Genomic DNA, 12,441 nt, shown 5'->3' with positions numbered 1-12,441 from the left:
GACATCGCCGGCGGTACCGCTACTACACAAAAGCCAGGCCGCCGATCAGTGCGGCATGGCACGCGAAAACCGTCCTCCTGTGTGCTGCTGACGCACCGCTTGTCCGCGCGGTCCGCCGTTGATCCCGGTGCGGCCGCAGCGCTGTCAGGCACCGGTCGTCACCGGATCGCGACTGAGGCTACCGTCCGGCCCGACCGCCAGGTAACGCGCGCCCTGCCGTGCCAGCCAGGCGAGTGCGTCTTCCTGCTTGAGCATCGCGATGGTGGCCAGTGCGCCGGCGGCGGTCGTGCTGGCCGTCAGGACGCTGACCGATTGCCAGTGCGATACCGGCCAGCCGGTACGCGGATCGAGCAGGTGGCAATAGCGCCGGCCGTCATGCACAAAAAACCGCTCGTAATCACCGCTGGTGGCCAGCCCGCCGCGCGTCAGCGACAGACTGGCCAGCGGCGCCGGTGCCGTACCCGCCGGCATGCGCGGATGCTGTATGTCGACTTGCCACGGTCGTCCGCGGTGTGCCGGCACGCCGCGCTCCGATGCCTCCGGCCCCAACGCATGCAGGTCGCCGCCAAGATTGACCAGCGCCTGCCCGATGCCACTGGCCAGCAGGTGCGCCGCGGCGCGGTCTGCCGCGTACTCCTTGCCAAACCCGCCCACATCCAGCGTCATGCCCGGCATGGCCAGGCGCACTTGCCGGCCATCGCGCTCGACGTGCTGCCAGCCGACCAGCGCCACCAGCCGTTGCAATGACGCCGCCTCCGGCAGGCAGCCCTGGCGAAAATCCCACGCCTGCTGCAGCACCCCTGACGTGATGTCGAACAAGCCATCACTGAGACTCCAGAGTTGTCCGGCAAAGTCGAGCAAGCTGCTGGTTTCTGCATCAATGTCGACCGGCTTCCCGCCGGCAGCGCGATTGATCCGGCTAATGATGCTATCGTCGCGAAAGCGCGAATACTTGTGTTCGATGCGCCGCACTTCGGCAATCGCGCCGGCCGCCGCACGGCGCATCCGGCCTTCGTCGGTGCCATCGATGGCGATGCTGCAGGGACTCGCCATCGCCGTGAACTCAAACCGTAAGCTGTGCCAGCAAGCCATCGTGCAATCCCGTCCGCGACGCTAAAACTGGTGCGTCAGACCCACTTGCAGGAAGCGCGCCTGCAGCGGGGCGATGTCGGGACTGCCGCCGCCGCCAAGACGCAGGCCCGCGCTCTGCCGGTACTGCTCGAACTTGACACTGATGACGGTCTCCGGTGCGATCGCATAGCCGACCCTGGCCGATAGCGTGGCCGCGCCGAAGCTGCCAAGACGCGTGTCGAACGATTTGTTGCCGGTGATGCCGGCGGCACTGGCGAGCGTTGCACCGGTGTCGTAGCGGCCCTGCGCATCCAGCACCGGATCAAGGTAAAAACCGGCAGCACGCTGCGTCGTGTATCGCACCCCGGGCGTGACGGTCCAGCGTCCCAGCGGCTGCGCCCAATTGATACCGACCGTGTGTGAGCCGATGCCGAAGGTGTCGGTGTAATAGCGATAGTTGCTGCGCAATGCGGCGTCGGCCTGGCCGAGGTAATGGTTCCAGCGCAGCACGGCTATCCACGCATTGCGGTGATCCGGACGCTGATCAACCGTCTTGTAGGGATCGTTGTAATAACCGCTGCCCATGCTGCGGGTCAGGTTGAGCTGGACGATGTCGAATGGGGTCAGCACCTGCGTGATACCGGCCATCAGTTCATGGGTGCGCCGGTGCTGGTCGATCGCGGTATTGAGGCCGCTGCCGGTGTTATCGATCTTGTCGAGCGTGCGACCGTAACCGACGGTCCAGGTGCGATTATTGTCGTCACCGGACCAGCGTGCTTCGAGGCCCAGTGCGCGCGAGGTGTAGTCGTGCTCGTCGGAATACGCAAGGCTGGCGGAAAGCGCAGCGCGCGGCAGATAGCGGGTGACCTTGATGTCACCGGCCTTGCGGTAACCGCTCATGCGGCTGGCGCTGGAGCGTTCGGTATGCCACCGTGGCGACGCACCGGAGACGCTGTCGCCGACCCACGACCCGGCGATCGCCCAATCGTTTGCCACGGGTATTTGTACATACAGCTGGGGAGCGTGGACGGTCACGCGCTCAAAGCCGGGCTGGCGATCTTCGTAGGTGCCGTATTGGATGGCGATCGTCGATTTTTCGGGGGCGCTCTCTGCGGTGGCGATCGCGGGTAGCAGCACTGCCAGCGCTGCCAGGCCGGGCAGCATCAGCGCGGCGAGCAGCACGCCCGAGGCGCGCCGGCTTGTCTGCAGAGGACGATTATTCTCCATGTAGCTGGCCTCTTTTAATTACAGCCACAGCCGCCACCGCCAACACTGTAGCCGCCACTGGCCCCTTCCTTGCTGCTGTAGATATGCTGGTCGAAACGCTGTTCGAGCGGGTTGTCGTCGAAGCGCATGACCGCCTTGGCCAGCTTGCCTTTCTCCCAGGGATGGACCTGAGCAAGATTGTTGCAGCCGCCCAGCAAGACCGGCGCGATGAGTCCGGCCAGCACGACCAGCGCCGCCGTCGCGCCCGGTCGCTGCCGCGATGCATACGTCATCTGGCATTCCCGGCAGCTGCCAGCGCGAGCTGAATCTGGTGCTCCAGCCCGGCCCGTTCCTGCTGCCTGAAACCGCGGTGGACCAGCAATATCTTGCCATCCGGTCCGATCAGCACCGAGCCGGGCATGCCCTTGTTGTCGTAGACCAGCGGGGTTTTTCCGGCCGGATCGAAGGCGATGTCAAAGCTGGCCCGGTTGTCCTTGAGGAAGCTGTTGGCGTCGTCGTTCTTCTGGTCGACATTGATGGCAACGACGCGTAATCCCTGCTCGCGATAGCGTTCCTGCATCGTGTTCATCCACGGGAACGACTGCTTGCACGGGCCGCACCACGATGCCCAGAAATCCAGATAAACAACCTTGCCCTTGTAGGCATCAAGGCGGATGGCACCGGCGCGACCGGGCAATTCAAAATGCGGCGCAGGATGCCCGACTTCGGCCGCCTGCACCGGCAAGTGGATTGTCAGGGCCAGCATCATTGTCGACATCAACAACGCGGCATGTGGAAATCGTTTGTTCATCCTGTTCTGCCTGGAAGGGATTGGAAACGTTATTGTGGCCAGCTTTTTTTAACCGACTTTAAGCTGTGTCAAGTCGAGGGACAAACCAGGAAAATAGCAAAAAAACACCTACAAACACGATGCCAGCGCCGATGGCGCGGTGGCCAGCCTGCCATCATCGTCAAAAAAAATCCCGGCAGTACCTTGGCATTCTTGCGGGATGGCGTTCTTGCCGAGCGCGCCGGGCAAGACATCGGACGACTCGTCACCAGTGACCTGGCGGGTGGACCGGCGGCGCTGCGCCAGAACAAGTGTCGGCCGCAAGCAGCCGGTTTCCTTGCCGGAGAACCGGGCAGGCAGCCAACGGTTAAGATGACCAGTCCCTTTCCTGATTGCGACCACGCCCATGAAAATCCTGTACCAGGCTGCCAGCCTCATCGAAGCGCACATGATCGTGCACCTGCTCGAACAGCAGCACTTGCACGGCCGTATCGATGGCGAATACCTGCAGGGCGCGATCGGCGAATTGCCGGCGTCGGGCATGATCCGGGTGATGGTGGCGGAACAGGATTTCGGTGCCGCGCAAGAACTGATCGCGCAATGGGATGCGGCCCAGCCGCCATCAGCAGCGGCCGCACCGGCGGTCGTGCCGGCGCCGTCATGGGGTCTGCTGGCGGCCGGTTTTATTGCAGGTGTGCTGTGCACGGCGGCGTATTACCACTCCGCATGGCGCGTTGTGCTGCAGGATTGAGGACCGCGCAAGCCGCCTGTTTGCAAGATCCATGGCCGTGCTGCAATACCGGTGCCGCATCCGTGCATAATCGAGGCATTGCCACTAACGACCATCCCATGCATCCCGACCTCCCGCCCTGCACTGCTTTACGTTCACCTTCCTGCCCGATCCCGGCTGCGCACCACCTTGCCGGTAGCCGATGATGTCGGGCCAACTGATCCTGTTCGACCCGCAAGATACCGGCAGCGCGGCACCGTCACCCTGTATCAGTGTGTGCCAGATGGACGCGCGCAGCGGCCTGTGCGAAGGCTGCCAGCGCGACATCAACGAAATCGTCGCCTGGGGCAGCGCCAGCGAGAGCGCCCGGCGTACCATCTGGCGCGCCATCAATGAGCGTCGCGACGCCCTGTTCGATGACTGAGCCGCTGACGGCGATCGTGACCTCGCCGCTGACGGCGATCGTGACCTCGCCGCTGACGGCGATCGTGACCGCGCCGCTGACGGCGACCATGGCTGCGCCGCTACCTCCGACGATGCAGGTCTTCGAGCGCGGCTGGCTCTCGTCGAACAATATCCTGTTCACCGGTACGCAAACCGCGCTGGTCGACAGCGGCTACCTGACCCATGCGCCGCAGACACTGGCCCTGGTGCAGCACGCGCTGCAGGGTCGCCCGCTCGACTTGCTGGTCAATACCCATCTGCACTCGGACCATTGCGGCGGCAACGCGCTGCTGCAGCAGCACTACGGCTGCCGCACTGTGATTCCGGCCAGCGAAGCCGGCAAGGTGCGCGACTGGGATGAAGACGCGCTCAGTTTCATTGCCACCGGCCAGCAATGTGCACGCTTCGATTTTGATGCCACGCTGACCGCCGGCGAGACACTCCGGCTGGGCGATATGGACTGGCAGGCGCTAGCTGCACCAGGCCATGATCCGCATTCGCTCATCTTGTATTGCCCGGCCGAAGGTCTGCTGATTTCTGCCGATGCGTTGTGGGAAAACGGCTTCGGCGTGATCTTTCCGGAACTCGATGGCGAATCGGGTTTTCCCGAGGCGCGCGCGACGCTGGAACTGATTGCCACGCTTGATGTGCGGCTGGTGATACCGGGGCACGGCGCGCCGTTCGCTGATATCGGCAAGGCGCTCGCCACGGCATTTTCACGACTCGACTACCTCGCCGCCGATCCGGTGCGCAATGCGCAAAATGCGATCAAGGTCTTGCTGAAATTTTTGCTGCTGGAACGACAGCAACTGGCGCTTGATCAGGTGGCGATCGTGATGGGCGGGATGCCGCTGGTGCAGGAATCGAATCGGCGATTTTTGCAATGGCCGATGGAGGAGCTGGCGCAGTGGGCGACGGCGCAACTGGTGCGGGTGGGGGCGGCGGAAGTGCGGGGAGCGTGGCTGGTGAATCAGGGATGATGAGCATACCGGCATCAAAATTTGATGTGGAACAAGGTGCTGGTTGACGCTGGAATCAAGCATTTAGGTCTTGTATTTCATATGACTTGAAGGAAGGAGTTCACGATGTCATCGACCGTATTACGCAATGTCGGCGGCGCCACATGCTGGCTGTCCCACCAGCTATCCATGGCTTGCTGCACCTGCATTCCGGATCGACTGTGGATGTCGAAGTGGACGGTGGTCACCTGATCGTGCATCCCCAAATCCGCAAGCGCTACACATTCGCCGAGTTACTGGCCGGGTCCGACTATTCCCAGCCGCATTCAATCGCAGACGATGAGTGGGTCGCGGCACCTGCGGTGGGCCGCGAATTGTGAAGCGAGGTGATATTTACCTCGTTCAACTTGATCCTACGGGAGGCCGGAGATAACGAGGCCATCGCCCCGTATTGATCGACTCCCCCGAAGAATTCAACAAGGTCACGAAGCTGCCTGTCGTGTTACCGGTAACGACAGGCGGCGATTCGCGCGCCGGATTGGTTTTGGCGTTCCGATTTCAGGCATCAAGACGACCGGGCTAATACGTTGCGATCAACCTTGTGTGCTGGACTTGCAGGCGCGTCACGGCAGGAAGGTCGATACGCAGCCGCCTGACATCCTCGAAGAAGTGATGGCCAGGCTGGTGCCCATTGTCGAGTGACGTGCACCCGGGGGTACCACACCTCCACCGCTACTTCATCTCGTTCTTCCCCATCACTTCCAGCAAGCGCATTGTCAGGTATGGACACGGTGCTACGCTGTCCGGATCGACCTACTCATGAATCGAATGAATCCGGTTGCCGACGATGCCCATGCCATCGAGCACAACCAATTGTGTCGACAACGTCGACACAATATGCTCCCCGTATTCCGACCTGCCATCCCGAAGCAATTCTCGTTGCATGCACCAACCGATATCCCGGCAAAGCAAAGTCAATGTGATGTTGGCGACGTGTGCGACAGACAGTCGCGCTTATTCGATAAGAGGTTTTACTTCGACCAGAAGGGTTGACGGCACGATCACGCTGGCCATGCTCAGCGTCCTGCCAACGTGTGATTAACGACCGAGCCTTGATCGAAGACGCTGCAAAGCCTCATCGGAACTCACCGCGACGACTGTCCCCGCGGCCGTTTCGGCTTCGCGCCGGTCAGCCTCAAGCTCCCATGCGGCGTCGATCGTCGGGTCGTCATCGATGGGATCAAGGCTGGCTATGAGTCGTTGCAGAAGGTGAGAGCGCTCGGACGGAGCCAGTTTCAGGACTTCCGATTCAAGCATTTCAAGATTGGCATGCATGGCGCAGCTCCGATGTCATTCACTTTGAAGACTGCAACTTGCCATAGCAAAGACCATCCTGTCCAAACGGCGATACCCCGTGCGGTGGTCATTGAACATCGCTAGCGGCGCAATGGCACTGGTTCGTTCAGTGTGAAGACGATACTGCCCCTCTACCCTCGCGCAAGCGCCCCACAATCCCGCTCGGAAAAAAATATACCGACAAGATGAATAATATCCCCAGCCACAGCAGCCAGCGATCCGGCGACAGCAAGGCCGATAGCAGCGGCACGCTCCCGGTCGCGCGCGCGGCCATGCCCATCAAATCCTGCAGATAGCTTTGCGCCAGGATAAACAGCGTCGCGCCGCACACCGCGCCGTACAGCGTGCCCATGCCGCCGATGACGACGATGAGCAGGATGTCGATCATGATCTCGAATGACAGCGAGGTATCGGCGCCGTTGTAGCGCAGCCAGATCGCCAGCAGCGCCCCGGCCAGCGTTGCGAACAGGGCTGCCAGCACGTTCGATAGCGTCCGGAAAACTACGATGCGGTAACCGATCGCTTCGGCCCGGAAATCGTTTTCGCGGATCGCCTGCAGCACGCGGCCGAACGGCGAATTGACGATGCGCAGCAGCATCAGAAACAGCACCACCGTGCTGGCGAACAGCAGGTAATACGTCAGTAATCGTCCATCGGGCGTGACACCGAACAGCGTCGATTCGCTGAACCGGAAAGCCGGCGTCAGTATCTCGGGCAACTTGAAACTGAGGCCGTCTTCGCCGCCGGTCAGTTCGGACAATTGCGAGGCCAGTGTCTGGAAAGCAGCGGCCACGGCGAGCGTGATCATCGCGTAAAAAATCGCCCGTACCCGCAACGAGAACAGCCCGATCAGCAAGGACAGCACCAGCGACAGCAGCAGCGCCGCGACTATGCCGACCCCGAGCGCGAGCCAGCCCGGGCCCATGCGCGTGCTGGCAATCGCCACGCCATACGCGCCGATACCGAAGAACATTGTGTGGGCAAACGAGACGATGCCGGTGTATCCCAGCAGCAGATCGTAGCTGGCCACCAGCACGATGAAGATCAGGATCTTGGCGGCCACGTTGAGCGCTTTCGCGCCCGGGAAAATGAACGGCGCACACGCCAGCCCGAGCACGATCAGCAGCAACAAGGCCGTCAGCAGCCGGCTGCGTGGCAAGTCACCGGACAGCAGGCGGGCGATCATCGCGAGGTCACCGGAAACAGCCCGCGCGGACGCCACAACAGGATCGCACCCATCAGCAAAATATTCGAAAACAGCGCGACCTTGGGCACCAGGAAGCCGGTGTAATTGGCCAGTAACCCGACCAGCAGCGCGCCCAGAAAACAGCCGCCGGTCGAGCCCAGTCCGCCGATGATGATGACGATGAAGATCAGTACATTGACCTGCGCGCCCATCTGCGGAATCACGTTTTGCTGGTATAGCCCCCACATCACGCCGCCCAGTCCGGCCAGGGCCGAACCGACCACGAAGACGCCGACGAACAGTTGGCGGATGCGGTAACCGAGGCTCTCGACCATCTCGCGATCCTGCACGCCGGCGCGGATCAGCAGGCCGAGCTTGGTGCGATTGAGCACCAGCATCATCACGCCGAACACCACCAACCCGACCACCATTGCCAGCACGCGGTATTTTTCGATGGCCGCGTCACCGACAATCAGTGCACCGCGCAGCGCGGCCGGCAGCGGCAAGGCGATTTGCTGCGCGCCCCAGATGACCTTGATCAATTCTTCGCCGACAACCATGCCGCCCATCGTGATCAGGATCTGCTTCAGATGCTGGCCATACACGCGCCGCACGATGACGCGCTCGAACACGAAACCCACTGCGCCGGCAGCCAGCATGGCGGCAATCATCGCCAGTGCGAGTGCCGACAAATTCAGGCCGAGGTCATCTGCCGTCACCCACGCCGGCAGCGCGCCCAGCACCGACACGGCCACAAACGCGCCGAGCGCGATGAAGACACCGTGACCGAAATTGAGCACATCCATCAAGCCGAAAATCAGCGTCAGGCCGGAAGCGATGATGAAGATGATCATCCCCATCGCGAGGCCGGCGGCAGTCAGCGTGATCCAGGTCGACGGCGAGCCGACCAGCGGTAGCGCCACCAATGCCAGCAGCGGCACCAGCAACAACGGAATCAGGGCGGGTCGATCAATCATCGTGGTTCTCCGGTACCGGGTGCGAGCGACAGGCCCAGCAAGCGCGCCTGCAATGGTTCATCGTCAGCCAACGCCGCCATCGTCCCGCGATGCACGATGCGCCCGTTATCCATCACCGCCACGGTGTCGCCGAGCTGCTTGGCAAAATTGAAGTTCTGCTCGACCAGCAGGATGGTGGTATCGGTCTGCTTGAGTTCGCGAAAGGCCGTGATCATGTTGGCGATCATGGCCGGCGCGAGACCCTTGCTGGGTTCGTCGATCAGGATCAGGCGACGCGGTTCTATCATCGCGCGCGCCACGGCCAGCATCTGCTTTTGCCCGCCCGACAATTTGCCGGCCGGATGCAGCCAAAAGGTCTTGATGGCCGGGAACAGCGCGAAAATCCAGTCCAGTCTTGTGCGGTCAATGGCTTCGACGGTGCGGGCATCGCGCGCCGCCAGCAGCAGATTGTCGCGCACGCTCAGGTCAGCAAAGATACCCATGTTTTCGGGCACGTAGGCAATCCCGAGGCGGGCGATATCGGGCGTGGCCAGCGCGGTGATGGGCTGGCCATCGAACGTGATGCTGCCTTGCGAGGCTTGCCACAAACCCATGATGGTACGCAGCGTGGTGCTCTTGCCGGCGCCATTGCGACCCAGCAGCATCGTCAGTCCGCCACGCGGAATGTCGAGGTCGACGCCATGCAGGATGTGGTACGCGCCGATATGGGTGTGGACGTCGGTCAGCGTCAGCAGGTTCATGCGTCCTCCCCGACCGGTGCCAGTCCCAGATACGCCTGCTGCACTACCGGCGAGGCGATCACCGCGTCCGGCTCGCCATCGGCCACCAGCGCGCCGTTGTGCAGCACGATGATGCGGTCGGCCAGTTCGCGCACCACATCCATCTTGTGCTCGACCAGCAGGATGGTCTTGCCCGGCTGTTCCTTCAAGCGCCTGATCAGATCGAGGATTACCGGCACTTCATCAACGCTCATGCCGGCGGTCGGCTCATCGAACAGATACACCGACGGGTCGAGCGCCATCAGCATGCCGACCTCGAGCTTGCGCTGGTCGCCATGCGGCAATGCGGCCGCCGGCTGGTCGCGCCGGGCGGTCAGCGCGACGCTCTCAAGCACCTGTTCGGCACGTTCTGTCAGTGCAGTGTGATGCGACCAGACATGCCACAGATCGAGTCCAAGACGCTGGCGTGATTGCAGCGCCAGCCGGATATTTTCGAGCACGCTCAGATTCGGGAACAGGCTGGTCAGCTGGAACGCGCGACCCAGTCCGGCATGCGTGCGCGCCGGTGCCGACAGCGCCGACAGGTCGCGCCCGTGCAGCAGCACTTGCCCGGAGCTCGCTTTGAGCTGACCCGAAATCAGGTTGAAGTAGGTAGTCTTGCCGGCACCGTTCGGGCCGACAATGGCCGTCAGTGTGCCGGGTTCGAACGCGCACGAGACCGCATTGACCGCGACATGGCCGCCGAAGCGGATCGTCAGGTCGCGGGTTTCCAGGGACGTCATTGCGCTGATTTAGCGCTTGTTACGGATTGGCAGTTTCATCTCGTCGATACCGATCTCGTGCACCAGTTCCGGCACGCCCCACGGGAAGGCCGGGTCGACCTTGATCTTGAAGTGATACATCGATTGCAATGCCTGATGGTCTTCAGCGCGGAAGGTCATCTTGCCCTTGGGCGTCTCGAAACTCATGCCTTCCATCGCCGTGATCAGCTTTTCGGTTGCGGTATCACCCTTGGTTTTTTTCAGTGCCTCGACCAGTGCGATACCGGCCGACATGCCACCGGCGGTGAAGAAATCCGGCGGGGTTTTGTAGCGCTTGTAATGCTCGGCGACCAGCCAGTTATTGACCGGATTTTTCGGGATGCCGAAGTAGTAATAGGTCGCGCCTTCCATGCCGGGGAAGTTCTTGTAGGCCACCATCGCCGGCAGAATGTTGCCACCGGTGGCAATCTCGATGCCGTAGCGTTTCGGATCGAGGTCGGCGATCTTAAACGGATTGCCGGCACCGGCCCAGATGATGAAGATGATCTTGCGGCCGGGCTTGTCTTTGAGTGCATCGAACAAACGCTGCGCGCCGGCGGTGAAGTCGGTGGTGCTGGTGGGCAGGTATTCCTCGTGCACGATTTTGGCGTTCTTGAGCGTCTCGCGGAAGGCTTTCACGCCATCGCGGCCGAACGCGTAATCCTGTGCCAGCGTGGCAATCGTTACGCCCGCCTTGTCGAGCGCAACCGCATTCGAGATCGCATCCTGCGATGAGTTGCGGCCGGTGCGGAAGATGTAGCGATTCCATTTGTCGCCGGTAATCGCATCCGCCACAGCGGGTTCGACCAGCAGGATTTTTTTGTATTCCTCGGCCACCGGCAGCATCGCCAGCGCGACGCCGGAACCGGTCGGCCCGACCGCGATGTCGGCCTTGTCATCGGCATAGGCTGCCGCGAGCTGGGACTTGGCGACGTCGGGTTTGCCCTGCGTGTCTTTTTCGATCAGCACGAGCTTGTTGCCGTTGACGGTCATGGTGCCGCCGGTGGCGTAATCGAGGCCCATCTGCAAGCCGACCTGGGTCTGTTTGGCGTAGGCTTCGAGCGGGCCGGTCTTGTCGTAGACGTGGGCAATGCGGATGTCCTTGGCGGACGCTGGAACGATGGCGGCGCACAGCAGGGCTGCGGCAGCAAGCAGGTGAAGTCTCATGTTTTTCAATCCTCTGATGGGTGAATGCGGTGAAGACTACCTGATGTCGGCGCTTTGTCCAACTAGTAGAAATACCATCATTTTCCTTGCTGCAGCGCGGTATCAGTAGCGTCCCGATGCCGATTTTGCATGAGCAAGCACGACCTGCCGTGCAAGAATGAAGACCTCCTGTTTTAACGAAAGTCTGCCATGCATGATCCCCTCGTCTATCTGAATGGCGCGATGACGCCGCTATCCGAAGCCAAAATTCCAGTGCTTGACCGTGGCTTTATTTTTGGCGACGGCATCTACGAAGTGATCCCGATTTATCAGCGCAAGCTGTTCCGTGCAGAACATCACATGGCACGGCTGTTCCGCAGCCTGGCATCGATCGGCATCACCAATCCGCACACCAGAGACGAGTGGATGGCACTGATCGGACAAGTCATCAGCGCCCATCCTGCCGACGACCAGATGGTGTATCTGCATATCACGCGTGGTGTGGCCAAGCGCGCCCACGCCTTCCCGAAAGACATCACGCCGACGGTGTTCATCATGACCAATCCGATCGTGCTGCCGTCTGCTGCAGCGCGCAAGGACGGCGTGGCTTGCGTATCGATGGAAGACAAGCGCTGGCTGCGTTGCGAGATCAAATCGATTTCGCTGCTTGGCAATGTGCTGGCCGCGCAGAACGCGGTCGAGAACGATGCGGTCGAATCGATCCAGTTCCGGGATGGCTTTTTGACCGAAGCGTCGTCATCGAATGTCTGGATTGTCAAGGATGGCGAAGTCATGGGTCCGCCGAAAGACAACCTGATCCTCGAGGGCATCCGCTACGGCCTGATCGAGGAGCTGTGCGCCGCCGGCGGCCTTACCTTCCTCGCCCGCCGCATCACGCGCGAGGAAGTCTTCGCTGCCGATGAAGTGCTGCTGACCTCGGCCACCAAGGAAGTCCTGGCGGTATCCACGATCGATGGCAAGCCGGTTGGAAAGGGCGTGCCCGGCCCCATCTATGCGACACTGTACGCCGCCTACCAGCAAGCCAAGGCGGCCTGAC

General features: G+C 61.7%; 16 protein-coding genes. 5 read left to right on the top strand and 11 right to left on the bottom strand.

The features are described from left to right. Nucleotides 1-144: 144 nt before the first annotated feature. The 5 genes from RHM62_RS02915 to RHM62_RS02895 all read right to left on the bottom strand — a co-directional run bounded on the left by RHM62_RS02915 (nt 145) and on the right by RHM62_RS02895 (nt 3,391). Nucleotides 145-1,053 carry an FAD:protein FMN transferase gene (locus tag RHM62_RS02915; protein WP_322124086.1) on the bottom strand — a complete coding sequence of 303 codons (909 nt, stop codon included), beginning with the start codon at nt 1,051-1,053 and terminating at the stop codon, nt 145-147. A gap of 60 nt (nt 1,054-1,113) precedes the next feature. Continuing rightward, nucleotides 1,114-2,298, bottom strand: a complete 1,185-nt coding sequence (locus tag RHM62_RS02910) for a DUF3570 domain-containing protein (RefSeq protein WP_322124085.1) — start codon at nt 2,296-2,298, stop codon at nt 1,114-1,116. Nucleotides 2,299-2,312: 14 nt separating this feature from the next. Further along, complete coding sequence (locus RHM62_RS02905) at nt 2,313-2,570, bottom strand: DUF4266 domain-containing protein (RefSeq protein ID WP_322124084.1); 258 nt, start codon at nt 2,568-2,570, stop codon at nt 2,313-2,315. Further along, nucleotides 2,567-3,088 (bottom strand): TlpA disulfide reductase family protein, encoded by a 522-nt coding sequence (locus RHM62_RS02900; RefSeq protein WP_322124083.1) that lies wholly within the window; start codon nt 3,086-3,088, stop codon nt 2,567-2,569. Before RHM62_RS02900 ends, RHM62_RS02905 begins: the two co-directional genes overlap by 4 nt. Nucleotides 3,089-3,196: 108 nt before the next feature. Continuing rightward, nucleotides 3,197-3,391, bottom strand: coding sequence for a hypothetical protein (locus tag RHM62_RS02895; RefSeq protein WP_322124082.1), 195 nt, complete (start codon nt 3,389-3,391; stop codon nt 3,197-3,199). An 82-nt stretch (nt 3,392-3,473) separates the two neighbouring features. Here RHM62_RS02895 and RHM62_RS02890 point away from each other — a divergent pair, with 82 nt between their 5' ends. The 4 genes from RHM62_RS02890 to RHM62_RS02875 all read left to right on the top strand — a co-directional run bounded on the left by RHM62_RS02890 (nt 3,474) and on the right by RHM62_RS02875 (nt 5,580). Beyond that, nucleotides 3,474-3,818, top strand: a complete 345-nt coding sequence (locus RHM62_RS02890) for a DUF2007 domain-containing protein (RefSeq protein WP_322124081.1) — start codon at nt 3,474-3,476, stop codon at nt 3,816-3,818. Nucleotides 3,819-3,999: 181 nt separating this feature from the next. Further along, nucleotides 4,000-4,221: a DUF1289 domain-containing protein gene (locus RHM62_RS02885; RefSeq protein ID WP_322124080.1), complete on the top strand. Its 222-nt coding sequence runs from the start codon at nt 4,000-4,002 to the stop codon at nt 4,219-4,221. 112 nt (nt 4,222-4,333) lie between these two features. After that, complete coding sequence (locus RHM62_RS02880; RefSeq protein ID WP_322125297.1) at nt 4,334-5,221, top strand: MBL fold metallo-hydrolase; 888 nt, start codon at nt 4,334-4,336, stop codon at nt 5,219-5,221. Nucleotides 5,222-5,364: 143 nt separating this feature from the next. Further along, nucleotides 5,365-5,580, top strand: a complete 216-nt coding sequence (locus RHM62_RS02875) for an antitoxin (protein ID WP_322124079.1) — start codon at nt 5,365-5,367, stop codon at nt 5,578-5,580. A gap of 718 nt (nt 5,581-6,298) precedes the next feature. On the opposite strand, the gene RHM62_RS02870 is transcribed toward RHM62_RS02875, so the two are convergent. The 6 genes from RHM62_RS02870 to RHM62_RS02845 all read right to left on the bottom strand — a co-directional run bounded on the left by RHM62_RS02870 (nt 6,299) and on the right by RHM62_RS02845 (nt 11,405). Beyond that, on the bottom strand, nt 6,299-6,535 hold the full coding sequence (locus tag RHM62_RS02870; RefSeq protein ID WP_322124078.1) for an addiction module protein: 237 nt from the start codon (nt 6,533-6,535) through the stop codon (nt 6,299-6,301). Between the two features lie 127 nt (nt 6,536-6,662). After that, nucleotides 6,663-7,742 (bottom strand): branched-chain amino acid ABC transporter permease, encoded by a 1,080-nt coding sequence (locus RHM62_RS02865; RefSeq protein WP_322124077.1) that lies wholly within the window; start codon nt 7,740-7,742, stop codon nt 6,663-6,665. Then, nucleotides 7,739-8,719: a branched-chain amino acid ABC transporter permease gene (locus tag RHM62_RS02860; protein ID WP_322124076.1), complete on the bottom strand. Its 981-nt coding sequence runs from the start codon at nt 8,717-8,719 to the stop codon at nt 7,739-7,741. Before RHM62_RS02860 ends, RHM62_RS02865 begins: the two co-directional genes overlap by 4 nt. Continuing rightward, nucleotides 8,716-9,459 carry an ABC transporter ATP-binding protein gene (locus RHM62_RS02855; protein WP_322124075.1) on the bottom strand — a complete coding sequence of 248 codons (744 nt, stop codon included), beginning with the start codon at nt 9,457-9,459 and terminating at the stop codon, nt 8,716-8,718. Before RHM62_RS02855 ends, RHM62_RS02860 begins: the two co-directional genes overlap by 4 nt. Beyond that, nucleotides 9,456-10,220, bottom strand: a complete 765-nt coding sequence (locus tag RHM62_RS02850) for an ABC transporter ATP-binding protein (RefSeq protein ID WP_322124074.1) — start codon at nt 10,218-10,220, stop codon at nt 9,456-9,458. Before RHM62_RS02850 ends, RHM62_RS02855 begins: the two co-directional genes overlap by 4 nt. A 9-nt stretch (nt 10,221-10,229) precedes the next feature. Then, nucleotides 10,230-11,405, bottom strand: coding sequence for a substrate-binding domain-containing protein (locus RHM62_RS02845; RefSeq protein WP_322124073.1), 1,176 nt, complete (start codon nt 11,403-11,405; stop codon nt 10,230-10,232). 189 nt (nt 11,406-11,594) lie between these two features. Between RHM62_RS02845 and RHM62_RS02840 the strand changes: the two genes are divergently transcribed. Further along, nucleotides 11,595-12,440: a D-amino acid aminotransferase gene (locus RHM62_RS02840; RefSeq protein ID WP_322124072.1), complete on the top strand. Its 846-nt coding sequence runs from the start codon at nt 11,595-11,597 to the stop codon at nt 12,438-12,440. The last annotated feature ends 1 nt before the right edge of the window (nt 12,441 follow it).

Origin of the sequence: Actimicrobium sp. CCC2.4 (assembly GCF_034347385.1) — a bacterium.
Classification (GTDB): Bacteria; Pseudomonadota; Gammaproteobacteria; order Burkholderiales; family Burkholderiaceae_D; genus Actimicrobium.
This window is presented reverse-complemented; position numbering and strand designations above follow the sequence as displayed.

Excerpts from the sequence above, each read along its gene's own strand:
- RHM62_RS02915 (WP_322124086.1), bottom strand. The coding sequence starts at position 1,053 with ATGGCGAGTCCCTGCAGCATCGCCATCGATGGCACCGACGAAGGCCGG.
- RHM62_RS02910 (WP_322124085.1), bottom strand. The coding sequence starts at position 2,298 with ATGGAGAATAATCGTCCTCTGCAGACAAGCCGGCGCGCCTCGGGCGTG.
- RHM62_RS02905 (WP_322124084.1), bottom strand. The coding sequence starts at position 2,570 with ATGACGTATGCATCGCGGCAGCGACCGGGCGCGACGGCGGCGCTGGTC.
- RHM62_RS02900 (WP_322124083.1), bottom strand. The coding sequence starts at position 3,088 with ATGAACAAACGATTTCCACATGCCGCGTTGTTGATGTCGACAATGATG.
- RHM62_RS02890 (WP_322124081.1), top strand. The coding sequence starts at position 3,474 with ATGAAAATCCTGTACCAGGCTGCCAGCCTCATCGAAGCGCACATGATC.
- RHM62_RS02885 (WP_322124080.1), top strand. The coding sequence starts at position 4,000 with ATGATGTCGGGCCAACTGATCCTGTTCGACCCGCAAGATACCGGCAGC.
- RHM62_RS02880 (WP_322125297.1), top strand. The coding sequence starts at position 4,334 with ATGCAGGTCTTCGAGCGCGGCTGGCTCTCGTCGAACAATATCCTGTTC.
- RHM62_RS02875 (WP_322124079.1), top strand. The coding sequence starts at position 5,365 with ATGCTGGCTGTCCCACCAGCTATCCATGGCTTGCTGCACCTGCATTCC.
- RHM62_RS02870 (WP_322124078.1), bottom strand. The coding sequence starts at position 6,535 with ATGCATGCCAATCTTGAAATGCTTGAATCGGAAGTCCTGAAACTGGCT.
- RHM62_RS02865 (WP_322124077.1), bottom strand. The coding sequence starts at position 7,742 with ATGATCGCCCGCCTGCTGTCCGGTGACTTGCCACGCAGCCGGCTGCTG.
- RHM62_RS02860 (WP_322124076.1), bottom strand. The coding sequence starts at position 8,719 with ATGATTGATCGACCCGCCCTGATTCCGTTGTTGCTGGTGCCGCTGCTG.
- RHM62_RS02855 (WP_322124075.1), bottom strand. The coding sequence starts at position 9,459 with ATGAACCTGCTGACGCTGACCGACGTCCACACCCATATCGGCGCGTAC.
- RHM62_RS02850 (WP_322124074.1), bottom strand. The coding sequence starts at position 10,220 with ATGACGTCCCTGGAAACCCGCGACCTGACGATCCGCTTCGGCGGCCAT.
- RHM62_RS02845 (WP_322124073.1), bottom strand. The coding sequence starts at position 11,405 with ATGAGACTTCACCTGCTTGCTGCCGCAGCCCTGCTGTGCGCCGCCATC.
- RHM62_RS02840 (WP_322124072.1), top strand. The coding sequence starts at position 11,595 with ATGCATGATCCCCTCGTCTATCTGAATGGCGCGATGACGCCGCTATCC.